The sequence below is a fragment of the Rosenbergiella collisarenosi genome, assembly GCF_018494085.1.
GTDB lineage: Bacteria > Pseudomonadota > Gammaproteobacteria > Enterobacterales > Enterobacteriaceae > Rosenbergiella > Rosenbergiella collisarenosi.
The window spans coordinates 81,826-104,551 of sequence record NZ_JABBFP010000003.1; the positions used below are offsets into that span (position 1 = coordinate 81,826).

Below are 22,726 nucleotides of genomic sequence, written 5' to 3' on the forward strand. Positions count from 1 at the left end.
TCAAAACCAGACCAATCACTCCAGTTTATCGCTATTTTTTTATAACTTATTGTTTATTAGACAGTTTAAATATTGGCATCGACTTTGCAATGGTGTTCTCGCGATGCATTGTAAGAAAAATCAAGCGAGGAACGACTATGAAAATCGGTGTCTTTATTCCTATTGGTAACAACGGCTGGTTGATCTCGGAAAATGCCCCACAATATAAACCGACATTTGAACTGAATAAAACGATCGTACAACGTGCAGAGTTTTATCATTTTGATTTTGCGTTATCGATGATCAAGCTCCGCGGCTTCGGAGGAAAAACTGAGTTTTGGGATCATAACCTCGAATCCTTCACCCTTATGGCTGGCTTAGCGGCGGTGACCGAGCGGATCAAGCTGTATGCTACGGCCGCAACATTAGTGATGCCGCCCGCGATTGTTGCGAGGATGGCTGCGACGATTGATTCTATTTCTCAGGGCCGATTCGGCGTTAACCTCGTGACCGGATGGCAAAAACCAGAGTATGCGCAGATGGGATTGTGGCCAGGAGATGAGTATTTCGCCGAGCGCTATGCCTATCTTACTGAATATGTCTCAGTCTTACGCGATCTGTGGGGCACCGGACACAGTCATCACCAAGGGAAATATTTTCAGATGGATGACTGTCGAGTCAGTCCACAACCCTCTGCAAAGATGGAGGTGATCTGCGCGGGACAGAGTGACGCGGGCTTGGCGTTCTCCGCTCAGCACGCCGATTACAATTTTTGCTTCGGTAAGGGCGTTAATACACCCTGTGCCTTTAGCAGCACCGTCGATCGCATGAACCAAGCGGCAGCTAATGTGGGTCGCGATGTCCCCTCATTTGTTTTATTTATGATTATTGCCGACGAGAGTGAGAGCGCCGCCCGCGCAAAATGGGAGCACTATAAAGCGGGGGCTGATCAAGAGGCGCTACAGTGGCTGACACAGCAAACTCAACAAGATAAACGCGCCGATAGCACGACTAACGTCCGGCAGATGGCCGATCCGACTTCAGCCGTGAATATCAATATGGGAACGCTCGTCGGTTCCTATACGCAGGTTGCCGCCATGTTAGATGAGATTGCGACACTGCCGGGTGCAGGAGGAGTGTTGTTGACGTTCGACGACTTTGTCCTAGGTATCGAGCAATTTGGCCAGTTTATCCAACCCTTAATGCAGACACGCCAACATCTATTTCCGTCGAGAGAGGTAGCCTAATGACATTCACAACTCGTCCAATCGTCCGTCGTAATCAGGTCGTACAAGAAAATGAAGCCGTATTAACGGCAAGGCCGGAGCCGATTGCATTACCCTGTAAACAGACCGCCTTAATCGTTATCGATATGCAAAATGCCTATGCGACGCAAGGCGGCTACTTAGATCTCGCCGGGTTCGATGTGTCACCGACTGGCGCGGTAATCGATAATATTAATCGAGCCATCACTAGCGCCCGCCAAGCCGGAATGCAAATTATTTTCTTCCAAAATGGCTGGGACCATCACTACGTCGAAGCGGGTGGACCAGGCTCCCCCAACTTCCATAAATCCAACGCCTTAAAAACGATGCGCAAGCAGCCGGAATACCAAGGGAAGCTGTTAGCAAAAGGCGGTTGGGACTATGCCCTCGTCGATGCCCTCACCCCACAACCCGGCGACATTGTCCTGGCTAAACCGCGCTACAGTGGTTTTTTTAATACGCAACTGGATAGCCTGTTACGCAGCGCTGGGATCCATCATCTGGTCTTTACCGGTATCGCGACCAATGTCTGTGTTGAGTCGACACTGCGAGACAGTTTCTTCTTAGAGTATTTCAGCGTAGTGCTTGAGGACGCTACTCACCAAGCGGGTCCCACCTACACGCAGCAAGCGGCTCTGTATAATATCGAGACATTTTTTGGGTGGGTATCGGATGTAGACCATTTCTGTCATGCCGTGGCAGAGCAGCATCCCCCGCTAGAAAAAAGTGCTTAGGAGACAGGCTATGCCCAAACAGATTATTACTCTTCCACATTCCACGCCACCCATCGCTCCTTTCAGTGCAGGAACGATGGCGGATGGTATCGTCTATGTATCGGGAACCTTACCTTTTGATGAGCATAACAATGTCGTCCACCTCGGCGATGCGGCGGCGCAAACTCGCCATGTATTGACGATTATCCAACAGGTGATCGAGGCCGCGGGTGGGACGATGGCCGATGTGACGTTCAACTCGTTATTTCTTACTGACTGGGCGTATTACGCTGCGATCAATCAAGTCTATGCCGAGTTTTTCCCAGGGGAGAAACCGGCACGTTACTGTATTCAATGTGGATTAGTAAAACCTGAGGCATTAATTGAAATCGCGAGTATTGCGCATATCGCAAAGGGGGACGCATGACCTCACCCGTTGCCCACCGAATTAGCGGCGTGATACACGACTCAGCACCGACCGTATTACTCTCGTCAGGTCTTGGCGGCGTCGGCAGTTTCTGGGCGCCGCAACTCGCAATACTCGAAGCCGACTATCGGGTTATCGTCTATGACCAGCGAGGGACAGGGTTAAGTAAGGCATCATTGTCGGCAGACTATTCGATGACGGAGATGGCTAATGACGTCATCGAATTACTTGACCACCTGGCCATCGATAGCTGCCACTTTGTCGGGCATGCTTTGGGGGGGATCATCGGGATGAGACTCGCGACTCTCGCACCGCAACGATTGGCAAGTCTCGTCATTATCAACAGCTGGGCTACGTTGGACAGCCAAACGCGTCGCTGTTTTGAGGTGCGTCTCGATTTACTCTCAGTCAGTGAACAGGCATATATCCATGCACAGCCGCTGTTCCTCTATCCAGCAGATTGGCTGTCGCAGCACACAGCTCTTCTTGATGCTGAGGAGGCACACCAGCTCGCACACTTTCAAGGAGCAGATAATTTACGTCTACGCTTAGCCGCGCTAATGAACACCTCCTTCGCCGACCAGTTAGCAACCCTTCATGTACCCTGCTTTATACTCTGTGCACGAGACGATCTACTGGTTCCTTGGACCTGCTCACAAACGCTTGCCGAGGGCCTACCCAATAGCGAGCTTTACCTCTTTGAATATGGCGCTCACGCGATGTGTACCAGTGACCCCGACGCCTTTAATCTACAACTTGCCAAATGGTTAAAGAAGGTAAAATCGAGTTAATAAAGTCCCAAACAGCCTAATTATTTTTCGAGAATTTAGTCTAATCAACTCAGTTAAGGTCATTTTATATTTACTCTAAGCCCCCTCTCTCTACAACGAAACGCTAAACAACCACAGCCGTTCTTAGGGCGGCCCGTGAATCGCGTTACACTTTAATCAGTGACAGCGTCACGAATGAGTCAAGTAAGATTGTAATAACGATCGACGTGATTGAGCGGTGGTAAAGGTGTCTGCTCTGTCATCTCTAATAAGTTACGCTCTATCCCCGTACAGATAGCATTCAATGCTAGGTTATTCGCGCCTTCTCCGAAGGGGTGTTCCATCTCTTGCGCAACAGCCTCCCATGATAGAAATGTATAAGAGATAAATACCGAGACTAACGGGGTAAACCACTGCAGATCGACCACTAGCGCTAAGGGCAACAGCGTGCAGAACAGATAGAGGGTACGCTGCAGGATCAGTGAATAGGCGAAAGGCACAGGGGTGTTAGCGATACGCTCGCAGCCCCCTAGGCAGCGGGAAAGCTCGTTTAGGTTATCATCGATATTACGATAATTGATTTCCGATAACTCACCGGCACGAAGAAGTTTGGCGTAGAATTGCCCAATCTTGACTAATAATTCATTCGCCATGGCATGACGTGCCAGCAAAGGGTCGGCGATATCGTCGCTGAGCAGGCGCTGTAAATCAGCCTTGGCCGAGGTCGCGCGTAAGCTGTGGTTGAGGCACCATGCGAAGGCGATTAAGTATTTTGCCGCCATTTTTGCGTTATCCGCACCATTAACGGCACAAAGTGTTTGACGGACTAAGCTTCTGCTCGTAATCATCACCGAGCCCCAAATTTTTCTCGCTTCTATATAACGGCTGTAACTGGCGTTATTCCGAAAACCAAGGAATATTGCTACAGCAATTCCCAGCAGGCTAAAAGGCGGTAAGGTGAGATGGCTGTTCAGCATCTTTAACCAAGGGTACAGGGCTAGTGCACAGAGCGACATGGCCAGGTTGAGGAGTAAACGTAAAAGGATTTGCGGTAAAACCGACCCGTGCCAAGTAAAAAGACGGTAAAACCAATGCTGGTGAGAACGAACAATCATAGTATGGCCCCTACAAGACGGATCACTGAGGATAGACGCTGGCAGCCACCGCGCTTATCCTTTATTATTATTAGCCTAGCTTAACTGATGGAGGGCGGGTATGAAATCGAAAGATCTCGCGACGTTTCTCGCGCAAAGCTATGGGTTACAGTTTCTCCAGCCCGCAACGACGGCACCTGCACAGGACGATATCTGTGCAATTCGTACGCCGCAGGGGACCTTCTCGCGCTTCGACGGCTTTAGTGATGCGTTAACATCGGATCGTCAAACACCCCTCCCCGACCAAGTCATCTTTAAGTTGGTAACGCAAGGTCAAATCCATATTGCTAACCGTTACGGTGAGATCTCCCTGCCAAATGGCTCGCTATCGCTAATGCCTTGGCACAGTCAGTTTGAGGAGGTCTTTACCACGCCGACGTCACTGTATGTGATTGGCTGTGATCGCCGACTCGCCGAACGGGTGATCCCGATGACGCGGCAGTATGGTGGCTACGCCACGCAGTTAGAGCCGGACGATTTTAACTACCTAACTAGCCTCATCGACCATCACGTTGCGCGAGCGGAAACCGTCAGCCCAATGATTGCCTCGATCGGTAGCCAAATGATTATCTCTGCGCTAAGTGATGTGTTATTAAACAGTGAAACCATCACCCGTACTAAGAAAGCCTCGAAGCTCCGTAATATTCTTGCGATAAAAGATTTTATTAGTGAGCATCTGCAAGACAGCACACTCTCTACGCAGAATATCGCGGACCACACGCGTCTCAGTATTAATTACATGAATCGTTTGCTGGCAGAGGAAGGGTTATCGTTAATGAAATTAGTCTGGCAATTACGTCTGGAAGAGTCACGGCGTTTGCTGCAAAAACCCTTAGCTAATCGCTTACAGTTGGCAGAAATCGCTTGGCAGTGCGGTTTTAGCAGCCAATCACATTTCTCCCAAGCCTTTCGGCGTCATTATGGAATGACGCCGAAAGAGATGCGGGCACAATCCCCGCATACCGCGATAAACTAAGCCTTAACAGTACGTATAGACCTTTTGTGTGAATAGATATCGAAGCTGGTTTTACCGTGGTATTTACCCATCCCCGATGGCCCAATCCCACCAAACGGTAGCTGTGGACACATCGCATGGGTGAGCATATCGTTGATCTGCGCATCCCCAGATTGAATAGTTGAGATAAAATCGAGCGCGGCGTCTGTATCACGGCTGAACGCATAGATTGCGAGCGGTTTTTCGTGATAAGTAATGATGTTTTCCCGCACCGTGGATAAATCCGTATAACTAATAATCGGCAGTATGGGACCAAAGATCTCGTCTTTCATCAGCGCATCATCCCAAGTAACATCTGTGACGACTGTCGCCGCAAACTGGCGTGAGGCTTCATCGTACTCCCCTCCCGCCACGATCTTACCTTGGGTATCGGTTAAGTAACCAGCTAACGTCTCGATCTGCCGCGCACTCACGACCTTGCCGATACTCTTATCTGCATAGTCGGTGCTAAGCTTCGCGAGTAACTTCTCAACAACCTTCTCTTTCAGCGACTCTGGAACTAATAGATAGTCTGGCGCGACACAGGTTTGTCCGCTATTCAAGAACTTGGTAAAGGTGAGGCGTTCAACTAAGGTATCAATATCGGCATCTTCGAAGACGACAACCGGACATTTTCCGCCAAGCTCTAAGACGACTGGCGCGAGATGATCGGCGGCTGCCTTCATGATGATCTTACCGACCTTAGGGCTACCGGTGAAGAAGAAGAAATCGAACGGCTTAGCTAATAAGATTTCGTTCTCTGTACGTCCACCCTCGATCACCGTCACGATATCCGCGTCGAAGGTTTTTTCTACAACCTTTTTAATAATGGCAGAGGTCGCAGGCGTTGATTCAGAAGGCTTCAGGATCGCCGTATTTCCAGCAGCAATCGCCCCGATGAGTGGCGTCAAGGTAAGGTTAAACGGATAGTTAAAGGGGCCGATAATATAGGTTAGGCCATAGGGTTCCGCGCGGATGCGCCCTTGCGATCCAGCGAAGGCTCCCGTCAGAGGAAAAACCTCGTCCTGCGCCCACTGCGCAAGGTTATCGAGCATGGCATCGATCTCTTCGGTTACCGCACCAATCTCCGCCATATCGACAATTTCTGGCGTCTTACCGAGGTCGCTATCCAATGCTTGATAGATCTCCTCTTTATGATCGAGAATCACCTGTTTGAACCGCTTCAAGTTCTCGAGTCGATAGGTGATATCAGTCGTTTTCCCGGATAAAAAAGCCGACTTTTGTGCGGCAAAGGCGTTATCAATAGTAGTTTGAATGGTCATCTTGTCCTCTCTAGGTAATTAGAATAGATACAGCAGTCTTAGATTGAGGCCGGTATCTTTTTTGTAGCCACTTTTCACGTCAAAGTCATGAATCAACTGGGTACTTACTTGAAAGTGGCCCGCGAAGAGTTGTTGATATTCAAGGCGGGCTTGTTGGCTTGCCGTCTTGGTTTGATTATAGTCCCCATCAAGATGTTGGCGACCCCCGGTATAAATGGCGTAGCCTAATGCCATCTTCTGCGTACGATTGAAATCGTAGCGTAAATTAGTTTGGACCTCGTAGGTAGGATGCTGTTTAAGCGTTTGATTCCCGGCTCCTGCGTCGGTGTTATGCCCATAAAACACACTATCTTGCAGAAGTTCTAGGCTAAATTGTTTATAGAGTGGCTCTACCCAACCGAGTTGTAGATCGAGTTTGTAACGATTCTCGCCAATGTTTATCGCTTTATGACGATCGTAGTTACCTAAAGGCAAGGTTAATAAAGGGGTTATCCCAACATAACGCCCGACGTAGCCCGCTTGCGGTTGGTTCACAACCCAGAAAGTTGCGCCAACGATCGGATCCCCAAATCCAGTCGCATTACCCAATGATTGACCATTTACCGATGCCCCTCTCACGCTGCCATAGGGAATAAGAATCTGTGGATCAACGAGCATGCCCCCAATTTCGGTGTAATGAATAAGGCGAGTAATCGACATTTCCGTGCGCAGATAGCCATCCTGACGCTTACCTTGTTGGTAAAAATCATTCGCCTCGTTGTACTGCAAATAGACCATGGCAAGGTTAGTCCCCGCCGGTAGTGCATCGTAATCGCCGGTATTGATGTCTACCGCATGGGTGTAGGAACTGAATAAGGACGCGGCCATAAACAGACTTGCGTGGGTACGAGTTATTTTCATTATTATATTATCCTGTAGGGTCCGAGGTCGTGAACAACGTATCGATGACGCTAAGTGAATAATCTAACAATTATGAAACAATATTTTTTATTCCACTGTGCATTTGATTTTATTATGTGATGCATGAAATATTTTATCTATAAAAACCAATAACTTAAACAATTACTTGTTTTACCTTTTAATGCATTTTATTACTCAGTTGTATTGATGTTTTTTACATAATTATTAAAAATGAATAACAGTAAATACGATATTCACTAATGTTGGGCTTATCACTCTTTAACTGAACTGAGGGTAACCCTGTAAGGAAAAGTTATGAGTCAAGATAATTATGATGTGATCATTATCGGTAGTGGTGCAGCGGGCTGTGTAATTGCCGGTTACCTAGCAGAACATACACAAGCACGTATCGCCGTACTCGAAGCAGGTGCCAAGGATAAAGATCCCATGATCCATATCCCTGCAGGATATGGGCAGATTTTGGCGAAAGATCACCATGTTTGGCCCTACGATACGATCCCACAACATGGTAGCGTGCGCCGTTTTCGGATGGGAAAAGTGGTTGGCGGTGGCACCTCGATTAATGCAATGTGTTACGTGCGCGGTCAAAAACGCGATTTCGATAGTTGGTATGCCGCAAGCGGTAATGACGCCGATTGGTCGTTTGAAAACCTATGGGATACCTTTATTGAGCAAGAGAAGAACGATACTTTCCACAATAAACACCATGGTGTGAAAGGAAATCTCGCGGTACAACTGCCACACGGCATCAATGAGCTGAACCAGTATTGCTTAAAAAGCTTTCAAGAATATGGCCTACCCTACAACGCGGACTATAACGGCGATAGCCAAGTGGGCGTTTCGCCGGTACAAAGTAATGTCGGTGGTCAAAAACGATGCAGTGCTTATGTGGCTCACTTACAACGCCATGTCGAATCAGGGCGCGTAACGTTGCTCACCGAACATACCGTGCGTAAAATCCTGTTTAAGGGTAAGACCGCAACTGGCGTCGAAGTCGACATCAAAGGCAGCGTGCAGCAACTCACGGCAAGTCAGGTAATCCTCTCAGCGGGCGCCGTACAATCCCCGGTGATCCTTATGCATTCAGGTATCGGCCCAGCGGCAGAGTTACAAAAATTTGGTATTGACGTTAACGTTGATCTGCCAGGCGTGGGTGAGAACCTCCACGACCACCCAATCATTCCGGTTAGTGCCTATGTTAAAGGTGTTTTAGGCTATCAGAGTGCAGCGCTGGGGTTCGGCACAATCAAGGCGGGTATGCGTTATTACCTTACTAAAGATGGACCGGCATCAGGCAATGGGATTGAAACCGTCTCCTACTGGAATCCAAAAGATCTTACTGCCGAGCCGACCGTCCAGTGTTATCACGAACCGATTATCTCCACTAACGGTTTAACGCCGACAGGTACTCGCTCAGGTCTTACCTTTGCCCTGGTCGTGCTGCAGCCGAAGAGCCGAGGTTCCGTTAAACTTGCCAGTCGCGATCCGCTTGACATGCCGTTAATCGACCCGAATTTTATCGGCGATGAGTATGACCTTGATATCGGTATTCAAGCCGTAAAATCGATGCGTGACGTTATGAAGCAAGAGTCTTTAGCCCAGGTCTTAGAGGAAGAGGTGATGCCGGGTAAACAGGTACAGAGCGATGCGGAAATTGGTGAATTTGTGAAGCAAGTCGCGACGACCATGTGGCACCCCGTCGGGACTTGCCGGATGGGCACCGATAAGATGGCCGTAGTCGATGCTAATTTACAAGTGTATGGGGTAGAGAACCTACATGTGATCGACGCCTCGATCATGCCAAATATTACTAGTGGGAATACTAACGCCCCCACTCAGGCCCTTGCACTTGTCGCCGCCAAGCGTTTCGCTAAACGCTTTTACGCGTAGAATACGGTGCCCTATACGAGCCATCGTGTAGGGCATTCATGATATAATCTCATCGCCACAGCCGAGTACACTTGTCTTAAGTTCCTAACCCATTGGCATGCGCTCACCAATGATAGGTCTTCAGTGCGAAACCGTAAGTTACTTCATGCTATAGAAGCCGATCCTTTATCGGATATCGGCAAGCCTGAACGATTACGTCACTATAAAGACCCTGCTTTCTACTCTCGCCGCATCGATCAAACTCATCGTTGAGCTTACTCGATCCAAAATCGGCAAGTAGTCGTTTATATTGCCCGCTACCTTCACGCTGAAAAATAATCTCGTTCGATCTCTTTAACATCGACGAGCGCAGCAAGAACTCACATCCTCACAAAACCAAAGACAAATCCATCGCTGCGCGTTGCAGACGTGGCAATATCCGCTGCTTCAGGTCATTAATCTCGATTTGACTAGAATTCATCCCCACATTCATTGCCGCGACCACCTTCCCTCTTGCTGAGTACATCGGCACGGCCAACGAGGTCAGCCCTAGTTCCAATTGCTGATCGTTAATGGCATAGCCCTGCGCTTTAATCTGCTGCAAACGCATGCGTAACACATCAACCTCGGTCAGGGTGAATTCGGTATAAGGTAACAGCGGTGTTGTTGCGAGATACTCCTCTCGTTGCGCCTCAGGCAACTCGCTTAATAGTACCTGTCCCATGGATGTGGCATAGGCAGGTAACCGACTACCGCGACCTAGGTCGATGCGCATAATCTTCTTCACCGAGGAGCGGGCAACATAGAGGATCATTCCGGCGTCGTACGTCGCAACCGAACACGATTGGTTAATTTCCTTAGCCAGATAATTTAACGCGTTCTGGGCGTGACGGGCGAGATCGGACCCCTGCAAATAAGCCTGTCCGAGGGTCAATACCTTCGGGAGTAAATGGAAGTAACGATTATCGTGACTATCGACAAACCCGAGCGCGTTAAGTGTATAGAGGCAGCGCCGCACCGCTGCGCGGTGTAAGCCGGTGGCTTGGCTGATCTGAGAGGTAGATAACGCCTGATGTGCCGGGCTAAAGGCCTGCAATACCATCAGCCCGCGAGCGAGCGAGGTCATAAAATTGGGATCGCCCTTATAGTGGTTCTCCGTCAAGGCCATCAATTCCGCAATGGCAACCTGTGCCGGGTTGATGCTGCTCTGCTCCATCTTTCCCCCCTCAATAAGCTAGCCAATGATGAGCGTTTTTTAACATAGCTCACAAATATAACACAGAGCTTACACTTGCTTCGATAATCGCACAAATGTTTGTTATTCGCACTTGTTGACGAATTGAGGGAGAGCGTAGAGTGCATTAACGAATTCGAACAAGGTTAAGCCATGATTAATAAACTCTATGTTTCTTGTGCTGAGGCAATCGCTGATATCGCCGACGGTTCGGTGATCATGATCGGCGGTTTTGGTCCAGCGGGACAGCCCGTCGAACTGATTGATGCGCTGATTGAGCATGCGCCGAAACACCTCACGCTAATTAGTAATAATGCAGGTAATGGTGACTTCGGCCTCGCCGCGCTGTTGAAAGCCGGTTGTGTCGATAAGATGATCTGTAGCTTTCCTAGACAGAGTGACTCTTGGGTCTTCGACAAACTCTATCGCGAAAAGCGCGTTGCGCTGGAGTTGGTTCCGCAAGGCAATCTTGTCGCGCGGATCCAAGCCGCCGGGGCCGGGATTGGTGCATTCTTCACGCCAACCGGTTTTGGTACGGATCTGACCGCCGGAAAAGAGACTCGAGAAATTGAGGGTAAACACTATGTGCTCGAATATCCGCTACGCGCGGATTACGCCTTAATTAAGTCTCAGCAGGCCGACCGTTGGGGAAACCTGACCTTTAATAAAGCAGGACGTAATTTTGGGCCGATCATGGCGGCGGCGGCTAGCTGCACGATTACGCAGAGTACGGAGATAAGAGAGTTAGGAGAGATCGATCCTGAGCATATCGTCACGCCGGGGATCTTTGTCAATCGCGTCGTCTATACGCCCAATGCGCAAACGCGCCTTTCCGCTTAGGAGCCAACTATGTCCTCCCTTTCTCATCATCAACTCGCCGAGCGTATTGCTCGGGATATACCGGAAGGCGCCTACGTCAATTTAGGTATTGGACTGCCGACGCTGATTGCCAATTTTCTCCCTAGCGATAAAGACATCTTCCTACATAGCGAAAATGGCTTACTGGGAATGGGTCCCTATCCCAGCGATGACCACATCGACCCTGACTTGATTAACGCTGGCAAAGAACCCGTGACTCTGCTGCCCGGTGGCGCCTTTTTCCATCACGGTGACTCCTTTGCCATGATGCGCGGAGGCCACTTAGATATCTGCGTGCTGGGGGCTTATCAAGTCTCCGCTGAGGGTGACTTAGCCAATTGGAGTACCGGTAACCCGGACGCTATTCCTGCGGTGGGCGGCGCGATGGATCTGGCCACTGGCGCAAAAAAGGTCTATGTGATGACCAATCACCTCACCCGCGATGGACAGAGCAAAATCGTCGACACCTGTAGTTTTCCTCTCACCGGTTTGCGATGCATTGATCGTATTTATAGCGACCTGGCCATTATGGATGTTACCGAGCAAGGGCTGGTCGTCACAGAAATTCTGGCCGATATCAGCGCGCAGGAACTTCAAGCATTGACGCCTGTTCCGCTAACCTTTGCTGTAACGAGCCAGGAGAATGCCCATGTCTAAAAGTGCCTATCTTTGTCATGGCTTACGCACCCCCTTTGGCCGGCTCAATGGCGGTTTAGCGGCCATCCGTGCCGATGAGCTCGCCGCGTTACCCCTCATCGCGTTGCGTGAGTTCTACCCGCAATTAGCCCTAGACCAGATCGACGACGTTATCCTAGGTTGTGCCAATCAGGCAGGCGAGGATAACCGCAATGTTGCGCGGATGGCGACGTTGCTGGCGGGCTATCCGGCCGCTATCCCCGGCGTCACCCTAAACAGATTATGCGGTTCCAGCCTTGATGCGGTCGCCACCGCGGCACGGGCCATCAAATCTGGGGAGGCCGACCTGATTATTGCCGGCGGTGTCGAGAGTATGTCGCGCGCACCCTTTGTAATGGGAAAAGCCGAACAAGCTTTCAGCCGAACCATGCAGTTGGAAGATACCACCATGGGCTGGCGTTTTATCAATCCTCGTTTGACGGCGCTTTATGGTACAGAAACCATGCCACAAACTGCCGAAAACCTAGCTGCCCGCGATAGCATCAGCCGCGAAGATCAAGATGCTTACGCGCTACGCAGCCAACAGCGTACCGCGCAGGCCCAAGCACGGGGTTTTTACGCTACCCATACTATTGCGGTCAAACAGCCAGCTTCACGCCATCAGCATCAGGTCGATATCAGTGTGGATGAACATCCTCGCCCTACTACTCTAGAAAAGCTTCAGAGCTTAAAACCCGTCGTCCATTCACAAGGCACTATTACGGCGGGGAATGCCTCAGGATTAAATGACGGCGCATGCGCCATCCTGATGGCCAGTGAAAAAGCGCTGGGCACGCATCAGCTCCAGCCTTTTGCCCGCGTTGTCGCCAGTGCGTGCAGTGGCATCGAGCCAACCGTGATGGGGTTTGGTCCTGTCGGTGCAGTGAAAAAAGTACTCGGTATCGCTGGGCTGACGCTTGGGCAGATGGATGTCGTCGAGTTGAACGAAGCGTTCGCCGCACAAGTGATCAGCTGCGCGCGCGCATTGGGCATACCGGAAGATGCCCCGTGGTTGAACCCGAATGGTGGTGCGATCGCTTTAGGCCATCCCCTCGGCGCGTCAGGGGGACGATTAGTGCTTAATGCCGTACATCAATTACACCACCAGAAAGGCCGCTATGCCCTATGCACCATGTGTATTGGGGTGGGTCAAGGCATCGCCATGATTATTGAACGCGTATAAGGGGGAATAATGGATCTCGATTATCGTCTTGATGGACCGGACAACGCCCCGGTACTGGTGCTCTCAAATTCCTTGGGCACGCTGTGGACCCTATGGGACCCGCAGTTTAGCGAATGGGTAAAAACGTTTCGGGTTTTGCGTTATCACACTCGTGGCCACGGGAGCAGTCCGCTCACCGATGCCCCGCTAACGCTTGCGCAGCTTGGACAAGATGTTGTGGCCCTGTTAGATCATTTGAATATAGCACGCGCTCATTTCTGCGGGATCTCCCTCGGCGGGCTTACCGGATTGTGGCTCAATCGCTATGCCGCCAGTCGTTTTGACCGCATCGTGGTTGCGAACACTGCCGCGCGTATCGGCCAGCGTGATGCGTGGCAAACGCGTGCCCTACAGGTTCGCAAAGCGGGGTTATCAGCCATCGCGGCAAGCGCCGCCAGCCGTTGGTTCACCGACGCATTCATTGACCGGCGTCCCGGTATCGTCGAGCAGTTCGAGGACACCCTCGCGCAGCTCCAGGCAGAAGGCTATGCCGCCTGTTGCGATGCGTTAGCGCTCGCAGATTTACGCAGTGAGCTTGAGTCTATGTCGCGCGCGATGTTGGTGATCGCCGGTGAGCAGGATCCGGTGACGACCGTTGACGATGCGCAACGTATCGTACACCAGACGACAAACAGCGAACTTCTCACCCTTCCTGCCTCGCATCTTTCCAATGTCGAGTGCGGGCCGGAGTTTACTCATGCTGTTTCTCATTTTCTTACCCGGTAGGTAAACCATGCAACTTGTCGTAGAAGAGGTTCGCTGTTGGCTGGTCGATATCCCGACCATTCGACCGCATAAATTATCGATGGCAACGATGGGCAGCCAGACGCTCATGATTGTTCAGCTGCGCTGTCAAAATGGCATTCAGGGTTGGGGAGAAGGCACCACGATTGGTGGTCTCAGCTATGGTCCAGAAAGCCCCGAGGCGATGAGGATCACCGTAGAACGTTACGTCGCACCACTACTGATTGGTCAACCCCTTAGTGGCGTGGCGGCGCTAGCTGAAAAACTCGCTGTGCTACGTGGCAATAACTTCGCAAAATCGGCCGTAGAAACCGCCTTTCTCGATGCCTATGGGAAATTAGTCGGGCTACCGGTTGCCGCCCTATTGGGCGGTGCGCGTCACCAGACGCTGCCTGCATTGTGGACGCTCGCCAGTGGTAATACCGACAAAGATATCGACGAGGCTCGCGCCCTCTTAGAAAGCGGCCGTCACCATGCCTTTAAATTAAAAATTGGTGCCGGAGATCTGCACAGCGATGTCGCCCACGCCATACGCATCAAGCAGGCATTGGGGGACGCGATTCACGTGCACGTCGATGTCAATCAAGGCTGGACGATGGCGCAAGCGCTGGCGGCTATCCCGCGCCTACAGGCCGCTGGGATTACGCTTATCGAGCAACCCACCGCATTGGAAGATATCGACCAACTGGTGGATTTGGCGAAACGCTTTGCCGTCACGCTGCTAGCAGATGAAGCCGTTACCGATGCCAAGCAAGGTCTAGCACTCATTCGCCAAGGATTCAGTGGTGCCTTTGCCTTAAAGATAGCCAAGGCAGGTGGGCCGTTCCAAGCGTTAAAACTCGCTCATGTCGCCGAGGCAGCCGGGATCAGCCTCTATGGCGGCACAATGCTTGAAGGCACGATTGGGACTGTCGCCGCCTTGCATGCATGGTCGACGCTCGATCTTGAATGGGGCACCGAGATGTTCGGCCCGCTATTACTAAAAGACGATGTAGTCGTTCACCCCCTCACCTATCAGCAAGGTCACCTTAGCCTTCCTTCTGGCAATGGTCTGGGGATCGAAATCGATGAAGATAAATTAATGCACTATGCCCGTACGGCATAAGGAGGCAGGACATGTTATATCACGTAGAAATGATCGTTAATCCCCCTAAAGAGCTGGATAGCGCGACCTTCGACGCCATCAAAGCGCGTGAGAAAGCCTATTCACAAGAACTCCAACGGCAAGGTAAATGGCGGCATATCTGGCGTATCGCCGGACACTACGCCAACGTCAGTCTGTTCGACGTGGAGAGCCACGAGGAGCTGCATAACCTGCTGCTCGCCCTGCCGCTTTATCCTTATATGGACATTACGGTCAGGCCTTTGTGTCGTCATCCATCGTCAATTCACGACACTGACCAGTAACCGATAACAACGATAAATCCTCTCCCTACACTAAAGGATGTGTGCCATGTCAACGACTATCATTAGTAAAGCGACCCTAGAGCAGTTTCTCGCCCTCACCTGCGACGGTGATGAGCTGCGCGGGAACCCACGCTATAAAGCAATTATTCGCAAGATTGTAAGTGATCTCTGCGAGACCATCGATCAGTTCGATATTAGTGACGAAGAGTTCTGGCAAGCGGTTAATTACTTTAATTTCTTAGGTGAACGTAAAGAAACAGCATTACTCGCCGCGGGAATTGGGCTGGAACATTTTCTTGACCTACGTGCTGATGCCAAAGAAAAACTGGCCGGGGAGTCCGGGGGGACACCACGGACGATCGAAGGCCCGCTCTATGTCGCTAACGCACCATTAAGCGATGGCTTTACACGTATGGATGATGGTCGCGATGACGGTGAAACGATGTGGCTCCATGGTGTGGTGCGCGATATTCACGGCGAACCGATCCCCGGTGCCGTCGTCGACGTCTGGCATGCTAATACCCTCGGTAATTACTCCTTCTTCGATAAATCGCAGTCTGACTTCAATTTACGTCGGCGTATCGTCACCGATAGCGAAGGCGTATATCGCGCGCGCAGTATCCTCCCATCCGGCTACGGTTGCCCGCCGGATGGCCCCACGCAGCAACTGTTAGATCTATTAGGTCGACATGGTAACCGCCCTGCCCATGTTCACTTTTTTGTCTCGGCTCCTGGCTATAAACACCTGACTACGCAAATTAACCTCAATGGCGATAAATATTTGTGGGATGACTTCGCATTCGCCACCCGTGACGGGCTGATTGCCGACCCAATTAAAATTACCGATGACGCTGTCATTCTCCAGCGTGAGTTACCCGGCGCGCACACTGAGGTGAATTTCGATTTTAGCTTGCAGTCGGCACACGACCACGAAGAAGAAGCACGGGTCAGACGCTTACGGGTTGGCGAAGTCTAGCGCTTTACTCTCGATTAATCACTGCTACTACTGTGAGGGGTTACTATGACTCAGCATACGGCACGTCAAGAAAATGTTATTGAGAAGATTAACCAAGCGCTAATTGTCGATAAGGCGCAAGGGATCTATAAATGTCATCGCGGTATTTTTACCGACCCCGAATTATTTGAACTGGAAATGGAGTATATTTTCGAGGGCAACTGGGTCTATTTAGCCCATGAGAGCCAAATCGCGCAACCAGGGGATTTTTATACTCTGACGATAGGCCGCCAGCCGGTTATGATTACGCGTGATAAAGAAGGCACTCTGCACGGCCTGATTAATAGCTGTTCTCATCGTGGCGCGATGCTCGCCACGCGTAAAAAGGGGAATAAAAGCTCCTTTACCTGTCCGTTTCATGGCTGGACCTTTAGCAATAATGGCAAGTTACTGAAGGCAAAGGACGAGAAAACCGGCGAATATCCGCCCTGTTTTAAGCAGGGAGGCTCTCACGATTTAAAACCCATCGCTAAGTTTGAAAACTATCGCGGGTTTCTATTCGGCAGTTTACAGCCGGATGTATCGAGCCTCGACGAGTGGCTCGGCGAGACGCGTAAGGTTATTGATCTCATCGTCGATTCCGCGGCAGATGGACTAGAGGTCCTGCGTGGCAGCTCTTCCTATACCTACGAAGGGAACTGGAAGCTGCAAATGGAGAATGGTGCCGATGGCTATCATGTCAGCGTGGTGCACTGGAACTATGCCTCTACCATGTCACGGCGTAATTACGAAGAAGACGGGGTGAAAACCGTTGATGCGAATGGCTGGTCGAAGAGTGTCGGGGGCGTCTACGGCTTTGAGAACGGGCATATGCTGTTATGGACGCAAGTAATTAACGCCGAAGTCCGACCGATCTACCGTCACTACGAGGCGTTGAAAACGCAATTTGGCGATCAGCGTGCCGAGATGATGGTCAACCAGACCCGTAATCTCGCCCTCTACCCTAACCTCTATCTCATGGATCAGTTTTCGACCCAGCTGCGCATCGTGAGGCCAATTGCGGTCGATAAGACCGAGGTCACGATTTTCTGCTTCGCACCGAAAAACGAACCACAAGAAGACCGCACGTTACGCATACGCCAATACGAAGACTTCTTCAATGTCAGTGGGATGGGTACGCCAGACGACCTTGAGGAGTTTCGCGCCTGCCAGCAAGGCTATCAAGCCCGTACTCTGCCGTGGAGCGATATGAGCCGTGGGGCGATGCGCTGGGTCGATGGTCCTGATGACAATGCCCGACAAATTGCCATGCAGCCGCTGATCTCCGGCCCGCGCTCGGAAGATGAAGGCTTATATATCACCCACCACCATCACTGGCAAACCACCTTACTCGCCGCGCTTGCGCGTACGACGGAGGCCGACTCATGAGTGAACATTATGACGGTATCTGCCAGTTTCTCTATCGCGAAGCACGCCTGCTTGACGATAGACAATGGGATGAGTGGTTGACCTGCTATCACCCGAAAGCCGTGTATTGGATGCCTGCATGGGGAGACGACGATTGTTTGACTTCTGACCCGCAGACAGAGATGTCACTGATCTACTATCCATCGCGGGATGGGCTGGAGGATCGTGTCTATCGAATCAAGACCGAACGGTCTGCGGCCAGTACCCCAGAGCCACGCACCACCCACCTGCTTACCAATATCGAGATCCTCGAGGGCGATTCGCAACGGTGTACCGTTCGGGTGGACTGGTGTACGCATAGCCACCGTTATCAACAGAGCGACTGCTACTTTGGCCACTCGCATTACCAACTCGAGCATCACGATCAGGGCTGGCAGATTATGCATAAGAAGATCCAGTTAAATAACGACTATATCAACCAGGTTATTGATATTTACCATCTTTAAGGAGGCACTATGTCCTATACCATTGCCCTAAATTTTGAAGATGGCGTGAGCCGTTTTATCCAATGCAACGTCAATGAAAAAGTGCTGGATGCCGCCTATCGACAAAAAATAAATCTGCCGATGGACTGCTCTGATGGCGTCTGCGGCACGTGTAAATGTCGTTGTGAATCAGGCCAGTTTGACTTAGGCGATGACTACCTTGACGATGCGCTCTCTGATGAGGAACGCGAGCAGCAGATGGTATTAACCTGTCAGATGGTGCCCGAGTCAGATTGCGTCATCAACGTTCCGATGGCCTCTTCATTATGCAAAACGGCACAGCAGCGTTGGACAACGACGGTGGCTAAGGTCGAACAGCTTTCACCGACGACGGTGGAACTGACGCTTGATTGTGATGAGGCGGCTGAGGTTAACTTTCTAAGCGGCCAATATATTAATCTGTCTGTGCCGCAAGGCGATGTGACGCGTGCATATTCGTTTAGCTCATGCCCCGGTACTGCCCCGCTCACCTTTTTGATCCGCAATGTTCCTGATGGCGCGATGAGTCACTATTTGACCCAGCAGGCAAAACCCGGCGATACCATGACGATCGCTGGCCCGCAAGGAAGCTTCTATCTTCGTGAAGTCACTCGCCCACTACTGCTGCTTGCAGGTGGAACGGGTCTCGCGCCCCTGCTGTCGATTCTGCACAGCGTGAACCAACAAGGGATCACCACACCCATACATCTCCTCTATGGTGTATCGCGGGATGACGATCGAGTGAAGTGCGATGTCCTCACCGCGTTTACTGAGAAACTGGCACAGTTCGATTATCAGCTCTGTGTCTCAGATCCGCATAGCAGTGAACCGCTGAAGGGGCATGTGACGGATCATATCCGTCCAGAACTCCTGCATAACGGCGATGTCGATATCTATTTATGTGGCCCGCCGCCGATGGTCGATGCGGTAATGATATGGCTCAACGCCCAGGGCGTCACCCCCGCGCATTTCTACTATGAAAAATTTACGCCGCAAGTGGCGCAGGTGAGTGTATGACGCAGCGATTCCAAGACAAAGTCATGGTTGTGACCGGCGCAGCGCAGGGTATCGGCCGGTGCGTGGCTGAGCGAGCCTTTGCAGAAGGCGCCACGCTATTTCTTATCGATCGCTCGCCGTTAGTCTTCGAGGTCGCAGAGGCCCTCAATGATGGCACGCGAATAGCCACGGCGATGTTGGCCGATTTAGAGCAATGGTCATCGACTCACTCGACTATCGAGAAGATCACTCAGCAGGCTGGGCGAATCGATATTTTAATCAACAATGTCGGTGGCACTATCTGGGCGATGCCGTTCTCCGAATACAATGAAGAGCAGATCGAAGCGGAGATCAGACGGTCGCTATTCCCGGGGTTGTGGGGGTGCCGTGCGGTGCTCCCTACGATGATCGCCCAAGGATCTGGGGCGATCGTCAACGTCTCCTCGGTGGCGACGCGGGGTGTTCACCGCATTCCCTATTCTGCCGCGAAGGGCGGAATTAACGCGCTAACACAATCTCTTGCGTTCGAGGTCGCAGAGCACGGTATTCGTGTTAACGCTACCGCACCGGGAGGGACCGAGGCCCCGGTACGTAAAATTCCGCGCAATAACGCGACGGCCTCCCCGACGGCGCAACAGGAGGCTTGGTATCAGCGCGTCGTCGACCAAACCTGTGAAACGAGTTTTATGCACCGCTATGGTACATTGCAGGAACAGGCGGCGGCGATCCTATTTCTCGCGAGCGATGAGGCAAGTTATATCACGGGCACCGTGATACCTGTCGCGGGAGGCGATCTAGGTTAGACGTCATGGCGTGACATATTTTATTACATCAAGAAGTGTCAATAATTCTTAGTCTAGTGTAATGTTATACTATTACATAAAGGGCTGAGAATTATGATCCACTTTACTGACCTTCGTGCTGGGTACCAAGGACGAAGTATCACCCCCTCCCTAACCGGAAGCCTCGCAGCAGGTAGCTTAACGGCGATTACTGGTGAAAATGGCTGCGGTAAATCTACATTATTAAAGACGCTCGCGGGTTTGATCTCTCCAAGCGCTGGCCATTTTTGTGTCCACTCCTCAGAGATTGCGTTGCTTCCTCAGCAGCAGTCTCTGGACCGCACCTTTCCGTTAACCGTCAGAGATATCGTTATGATGGGCTGCTGGCAACAGCGTACTTGGTATGGGCGTCTTCCCTCGGCCGCCCGGCGTCGCGTCGAACAAGCGCTTGCGATTACCGATATCACGGCTATCGCCGATTACCCGCTGAGCCATTTATCAGGAGGGCAGCTACAGCGCACGCTTTTTTCGCGGATGTGGCTTCAGCCTAGCGATGTTTGGTTATTAGATGAGCCTTTTACCGGAGTCGACGAAGGAACTATCGCGCGCTTAATGTCCCTTACGCAGCAGGTCGCCGCAGCGGGTAAGACGGTGGTTATGGTGCTGCACGACGATCACTTGGTGCAACGCTATTTCGATATTCAAGTACATCTCACCGCTCAGGCGGCGCAGTGGACTACCCCACGAACTTCCCATCCTCGCCCTCTCGCTCAGGTGATCTAATGTCTTTTCTGCAACCGTTTATCGAATTCGATTTCATGCGTCGGGCGCTATTAAGCTGCCTATGTCTCTCCTTGAGCGCCACGCCCTTGGGCGTGATCCTCTCTTTACGTCGCCTTTCCCTAGCGGGGGATGCCCTCTCGCACGCCGTCCTACCCGGTGCGGCTATCGGCTATCTATTTTTTGGGATGTCTACACTGGCGATGGGAGTCGGAGGACTTGTAGCGGGGCTGCTGGTCGCCTTAGTCTCAGGCATCATCAGTCGGACCACGCTTTTGAAGGAGGATGCGAGCTTTTCGGGATTATATATGGGCGCCTTAGCGCTAGGTATTACGCTGATTTCGCTCAAGGGGTCCGGCATGGATCTATTGAATATCCTGTTTGGTTCCCTGCTGGCCGTCAGTCACTCCGCCTTACTGACCACTAGCCTGATTTGTCTTGCCTCGCTGCTGATGCTACGCGTTATTTATCGGCCTTTAATCATCGATACCTTCGATAGCGATTTTCTGCGTGTAGGTCATCGACCTCTAGCCATAGCGATCCATGGTCTGTTTTTGTTTCTCGTTGTGCTAAATCTGGTCGCTGGGTTTCAAATATTAGGCACCTTGATGTCGGTAGGTCTGATGATGGTTCCTGCCGTTAGCGCCCGATTTTGGGCGGTGCGTCTTGTTCCGACGATGATTATTGCCAGTATCATCGCCCTATTATCGTCATTTATTGGTCTTCTTCTGTCCTGGTACAGCGCACTGCCCGCAGGACCTGCAGTTGTACTGTGTAGCGCCGTTTTTTTCCTCGTGTCATGCCTTATGGGTCGGGCTAACGGTTGGTTAGCGAGACACTCTTTTCGTCATTCAGGAGCATCATCATGAAATTTCACCTATTAGCCGTCAGTAGCTTATTCGCCATCACTCCCTTGGTACACGCCGCCCCTCTCAACGTCGTTGCCAGTTTCACCGTACTCGCTGATATCACAAAACAGATCGGGGGTGAGGATGTTACGGTGAAGAGTCTCGTAGCGCCGAATGGCGATCCGCATAGTTTTGAACCTACCGCTGCCGACAGTCGTGCTTTGGCACAGGCTAATGTCATCGTCGTTAATGGGTTAGGCTTAGAGGGTTGGATGGATCGTCTGGTCTCCGCTTCCGGTTACCGAGGGAAGATTACCGTGGCATCAAACGGTATCCACACAGACAGTATGGATGAGGATGATAAGCAGATTGTGGATCCCCATGCGTGGAATAGCTTAGCGAATGGTGAAGTGTATGCGCGTAATATCATGCAGGCCCTTAAAGCGGCGGACCCTGCCCATGCCGCGGGTTATGCTCAGCGCGGTGCACAGTATCTTCAGAAGATGCAGCAGCTCGATCACTGGGCACAGCAGCAGTATCAAGCCATTCCGGTTGCCCGACGTGTAGTACTTACCAGCCACGATGCCTTCGGCTACTATGGAAAACGTTACGGTGTCACCTTTAGCGCTCCATTAGGCCTCTCGACGGAGTCAGAAGCCTCAGCACAACAAGTCGCAGGGTTAATAAAGGAATTGAAGCAACGCAAGATCAGCCGCTATTTTACCGAAAATCAGACTGACCCGCGTTTAGTCAAGCAGATTGCCAGTGCCACTGGCGCGACCCCAGGAGGAGAGCTATATCCTGAGGCATTGTCGACGGCAAGTGGCCCGGCACCGACCTACTTACAGGCTTTTCGCTACAATACCGAACAACTTCTTAACAGTATGCGCTAAAAGCTACCGCCCGATGCACGGTAGCT

At 51.3% G+C, this 22,726-nt stretch carries 25 protein-coding genes; 21 read left to right on the plus strand and 4 right to left on the minus strand.

Features of this window, described 5'->3' with window-relative positions:
- The first annotated feature begins 137 nt into the window (after nucleotides 1–137).
- From rutA to rutD, 4 genes are read left to right on the plus strand one after another with little or no spacing between them, the layout of a single operon-like run.
- Nucleotides 138–1,226 carry a pyrimidine utilization protein A gene (gene rutA, locus HGT70_RS06080; protein WP_214195281.1) on the plus strand — a complete coding sequence of 363 codons (1,089 nt, stop codon included), beginning with the start codon at nucleotides 138–140 and terminating at the stop codon, nucleotides 1,224–1,226.
- Nucleotides 1,226–1,978 carry a pyrimidine utilization protein B gene (rutB, locus tag HGT70_RS06085; RefSeq protein ID WP_214195282.1) on the plus strand — a complete coding sequence of 251 codons (753 nt, stop codon included), beginning with the start codon at nucleotides 1,226–1,228 and terminating at the stop codon, nucleotides 1,976–1,978. Before rutA ends, rutB begins: the two co-directional genes overlap by 1 nt.
- 10 nt (nucleotides 1,979–1,988) lie before the next feature.
- Complete coding sequence (gene rutC, locus HGT70_RS06090) at nucleotides 1,989–2,384, plus strand: pyrimidine utilization protein C (protein WP_214195283.1); 396 nt, start codon at nucleotides 1,989–1,991, stop codon at nucleotides 2,382–2,384.
- Complete coding sequence (gene rutD, locus HGT70_RS06095) at nucleotides 2,381–3,175, plus strand: pyrimidine utilization protein D (RefSeq protein WP_214195284.1); 795 nt, start codon at nucleotides 2,381–2,383, stop codon at nucleotides 3,173–3,175. The genes rutC and rutD overlap by 4 nt, the downstream gene beginning before the upstream one ends.
- A gap of 179 nt (nucleotides 3,176–3,354) precedes the next feature.
- Here the strand turns inward: rutD and HGT70_RS06100 are convergent, their stop codons facing one another.
- The gene (locus tag HGT70_RS06100) at nucleotides 3,355–4,269 is read right to left on the minus strand and encodes a bestrophin family protein (protein WP_214195285.1); all 915 of its coding nucleotides are present in this window, start codon (nucleotides 4,267–4,269) and stop codon (nucleotides 3,355–3,357) included.
- 100 nt (nucleotides 4,270–4,369) lie between these two features.
- Between HGT70_RS06100 and HGT70_RS06105 the strand changes: the two genes are divergently transcribed.
- Nucleotides 4,370–5,284, plus strand: a complete 915-nt coding sequence (locus HGT70_RS06105) for a helix-turn-helix transcriptional regulator (RefSeq protein ID WP_214195286.1) — start codon at nucleotides 4,370–4,372, stop codon at nucleotides 5,282–5,284.
- Here HGT70_RS06105 and mdlD read toward each other — a convergent pair.
- Entirely contained in the window at nucleotides 5,281–6,585 is a 1,305-nt protein-coding gene (mdlD, locus tag HGT70_RS06110; protein ID WP_214195287.1) for an NAD(P)-dependent benzaldehyde dehydrogenase MdlD, read from the minus strand. The genes HGT70_RS06105 and mdlD overlap by 4 nt on opposite strands.
- An 18-nt stretch (nucleotides 6,586–6,603) precedes the next feature.
- The gene (locus HGT70_RS06115; RefSeq protein ID WP_214195288.1) at nucleotides 6,604–7,485 is read right to left on the minus strand and encodes a transporter; all 882 of its coding nucleotides are present in this window, start codon (nucleotides 7,483–7,485) and stop codon (nucleotides 6,604–6,606) included.
- 315 nt (nucleotides 7,486–7,800) lie between these two features.
- Between HGT70_RS06115 and HGT70_RS06120 the strand changes: the two genes are divergently transcribed.
- Together HGT70_RS06120 and HGT70_RS16595 are read left to right on the plus strand one after the other, a co-directional pair.
- Nucleotides 7,801–9,396: a GMC family oxidoreductase gene (locus tag HGT70_RS06120; protein WP_214195289.1), complete on the plus strand. Its 1,596-nt coding sequence runs from the start codon at nucleotides 7,801–7,803 to the stop codon at nucleotides 9,394–9,396.
- Nucleotides 9,397–9,447: 51 nt separating this feature from the next.
- Nucleotides 9,448–9,648 carry a type II toxin-antitoxin system YoeB family toxin gene (locus HGT70_RS16595; protein WP_214195495.1) on the plus strand — a complete coding sequence of 67 codons (201 nt, stop codon included), beginning with the start codon at nucleotides 9,448–9,450 and terminating at the stop codon, nucleotides 9,646–9,648.
- A 115-nt stretch (nucleotides 9,649–9,763) separates the two neighbouring features.
- On the opposite strand, the gene HGT70_RS06130 is transcribed toward HGT70_RS16595, so the two are convergent.
- The gene (locus HGT70_RS06130; RefSeq protein WP_214195290.1) at nucleotides 9,764–10,591 is read right to left on the minus strand and encodes an IclR family transcriptional regulator domain-containing protein; all 828 of its coding nucleotides are present in this window, start codon (nucleotides 10,589–10,591) and stop codon (nucleotides 9,764–9,766) included.
- Between the two features lie 171 nt (nucleotides 10,592–10,762).
- On the opposite strand from HGT70_RS06130, the gene HGT70_RS06135 reads away from it, so the two are divergent.
- The 14 genes from HGT70_RS06135 (at nucleotide 10,763) to HGT70_RS06200 (ending at nucleotide 22,700) form a co-directional block, all read left to right on the plus strand.
- Nucleotides 10,763–11,449, plus strand: a complete 687-nt coding sequence (locus HGT70_RS06135; protein ID WP_214195291.1) for a 3-oxoacid CoA-transferase subunit A — start codon at nucleotides 10,763–10,765, stop codon at nucleotides 11,447–11,449.
- A gap of 9 nt (nucleotides 11,450–11,458) precedes the next feature.
- On the plus strand, nucleotides 11,459–12,124 hold the full coding sequence (locus HGT70_RS06140; protein WP_214195292.1) for a 3-oxoacid CoA-transferase subunit B: 666 nt from the start codon (nucleotides 11,459–11,461) through the stop codon (nucleotides 12,122–12,124).
- Nucleotides 12,117–13,325 carry a 3-oxoadipyl-CoA thiolase gene (gene pcaF, locus HGT70_RS06145; RefSeq protein WP_214195293.1) on the plus strand — a complete coding sequence of 403 codons (1,209 nt, stop codon included), beginning with the start codon at nucleotides 12,117–12,119 and terminating at the stop codon, nucleotides 13,323–13,325. Before HGT70_RS06140 ends, pcaF begins: the two co-directional genes overlap by 8 nt.
- 9 nt (nucleotides 13,326–13,334) lie before the next feature.
- Nucleotides 13,335–14,090 carry a 3-oxoadipate enol-lactonase gene (pcaD, locus tag HGT70_RS06150; RefSeq protein WP_214195294.1) on the plus strand — a complete coding sequence of 252 codons (756 nt, stop codon included), beginning with the start codon at nucleotides 13,335–13,337 and terminating at the stop codon, nucleotides 14,088–14,090.
- Between the two features lie 7 nt (nucleotides 14,091–14,097).
- Nucleotides 14,098–15,213, plus strand: coding sequence for a muconate/chloromuconate family cycloisomerase (locus HGT70_RS06155; RefSeq protein ID WP_214195295.1), 1,116 nt, complete (start codon nucleotides 14,098–14,100; stop codon nucleotides 15,211–15,213).
- A gap of 11 nt (nucleotides 15,214–15,224) precedes the next feature.
- Nucleotides 15,225–15,515, plus strand: a complete 291-nt coding sequence (gene catC, locus HGT70_RS06160; protein WP_214195296.1) for a muconolactone Delta-isomerase — start codon at nucleotides 15,225–15,227, stop codon at nucleotides 15,513–15,515.
- A gap of 46 nt (nucleotides 15,516–15,561) precedes the next feature.
- Nucleotides 15,562–16,491 carry a catechol 1,2-dioxygenase gene (gene catA / locus HGT70_RS06165; RefSeq protein WP_214195297.1) on the plus strand — a complete coding sequence of 310 codons (930 nt, stop codon included), beginning with the start codon at nucleotides 15,562–15,564 and terminating at the stop codon, nucleotides 16,489–16,491.
- A gap of 45 nt (nucleotides 16,492–16,536) precedes the next feature.
- Nucleotides 16,537–17,898 (plus strand): Rieske 2Fe-2S domain-containing protein, encoded by a 1,362-nt coding sequence (locus tag HGT70_RS06170; protein WP_214195298.1) that lies wholly within the window; start codon nucleotides 16,537–16,539, stop codon nucleotides 17,896–17,898.
- Complete coding sequence (benB, locus tag HGT70_RS06175) at nucleotides 17,895–18,383, plus strand: benzoate 1,2-dioxygenase small subunit (protein WP_214195299.1); 489 nt, start codon at nucleotides 17,895–17,897, stop codon at nucleotides 18,381–18,383. Before HGT70_RS06170 ends, benB begins: the two co-directional genes overlap by 4 nt.
- Before the next feature lie 9 nt (nucleotides 18,384–18,392).
- Nucleotides 18,393–19,418 (plus strand): benzoate 1,2-dioxygenase electron transfer component BenC, encoded by a 1,026-nt coding sequence (gene benC, locus HGT70_RS06180; protein WP_214195300.1) that lies wholly within the window; start codon nucleotides 18,393–18,395, stop codon nucleotides 19,416–19,418.
- Complete coding sequence (gene benD / locus HGT70_RS06185; RefSeq protein WP_214195301.1) at nucleotides 19,415–20,200, plus strand: benzoate diol dehydrogenase BenD; 786 nt, start codon at nucleotides 19,415–19,417, stop codon at nucleotides 20,198–20,200. The genes benC and benD overlap by 4 nt, the downstream gene beginning before the upstream one ends.
- A 93-nt stretch (nucleotides 20,201–20,293) precedes the next feature.
- The gene (locus HGT70_RS06190; protein ID WP_214195302.1) at nucleotides 20,294–20,962 is read left to right on the plus strand and encodes a metal ABC transporter ATP-binding protein; all 669 of its coding nucleotides are present in this window, start codon (nucleotides 20,294–20,296) and stop codon (nucleotides 20,960–20,962) included.
- Complete coding sequence (locus tag HGT70_RS06195) at nucleotides 20,962–21,828, plus strand: metal ABC transporter permease (RefSeq protein WP_214195303.1); 867 nt, start codon at nucleotides 20,962–20,964, stop codon at nucleotides 21,826–21,828. The genes HGT70_RS06190 and HGT70_RS06195 overlap by 1 nt, the downstream gene beginning before the upstream one ends.
- Nucleotides 21,825–22,700 (plus strand): metal ABC transporter substrate-binding protein, encoded by an 876-nt coding sequence (locus HGT70_RS06200; protein ID WP_244968849.1) that lies wholly within the window; start codon nucleotides 21,825–21,827, stop codon nucleotides 22,698–22,700. The genes HGT70_RS06195 and HGT70_RS06200 overlap by 4 nt, the downstream gene beginning before the upstream one ends.
- Nucleotides 22,701–22,726: the final 26 nt, after the last annotated feature.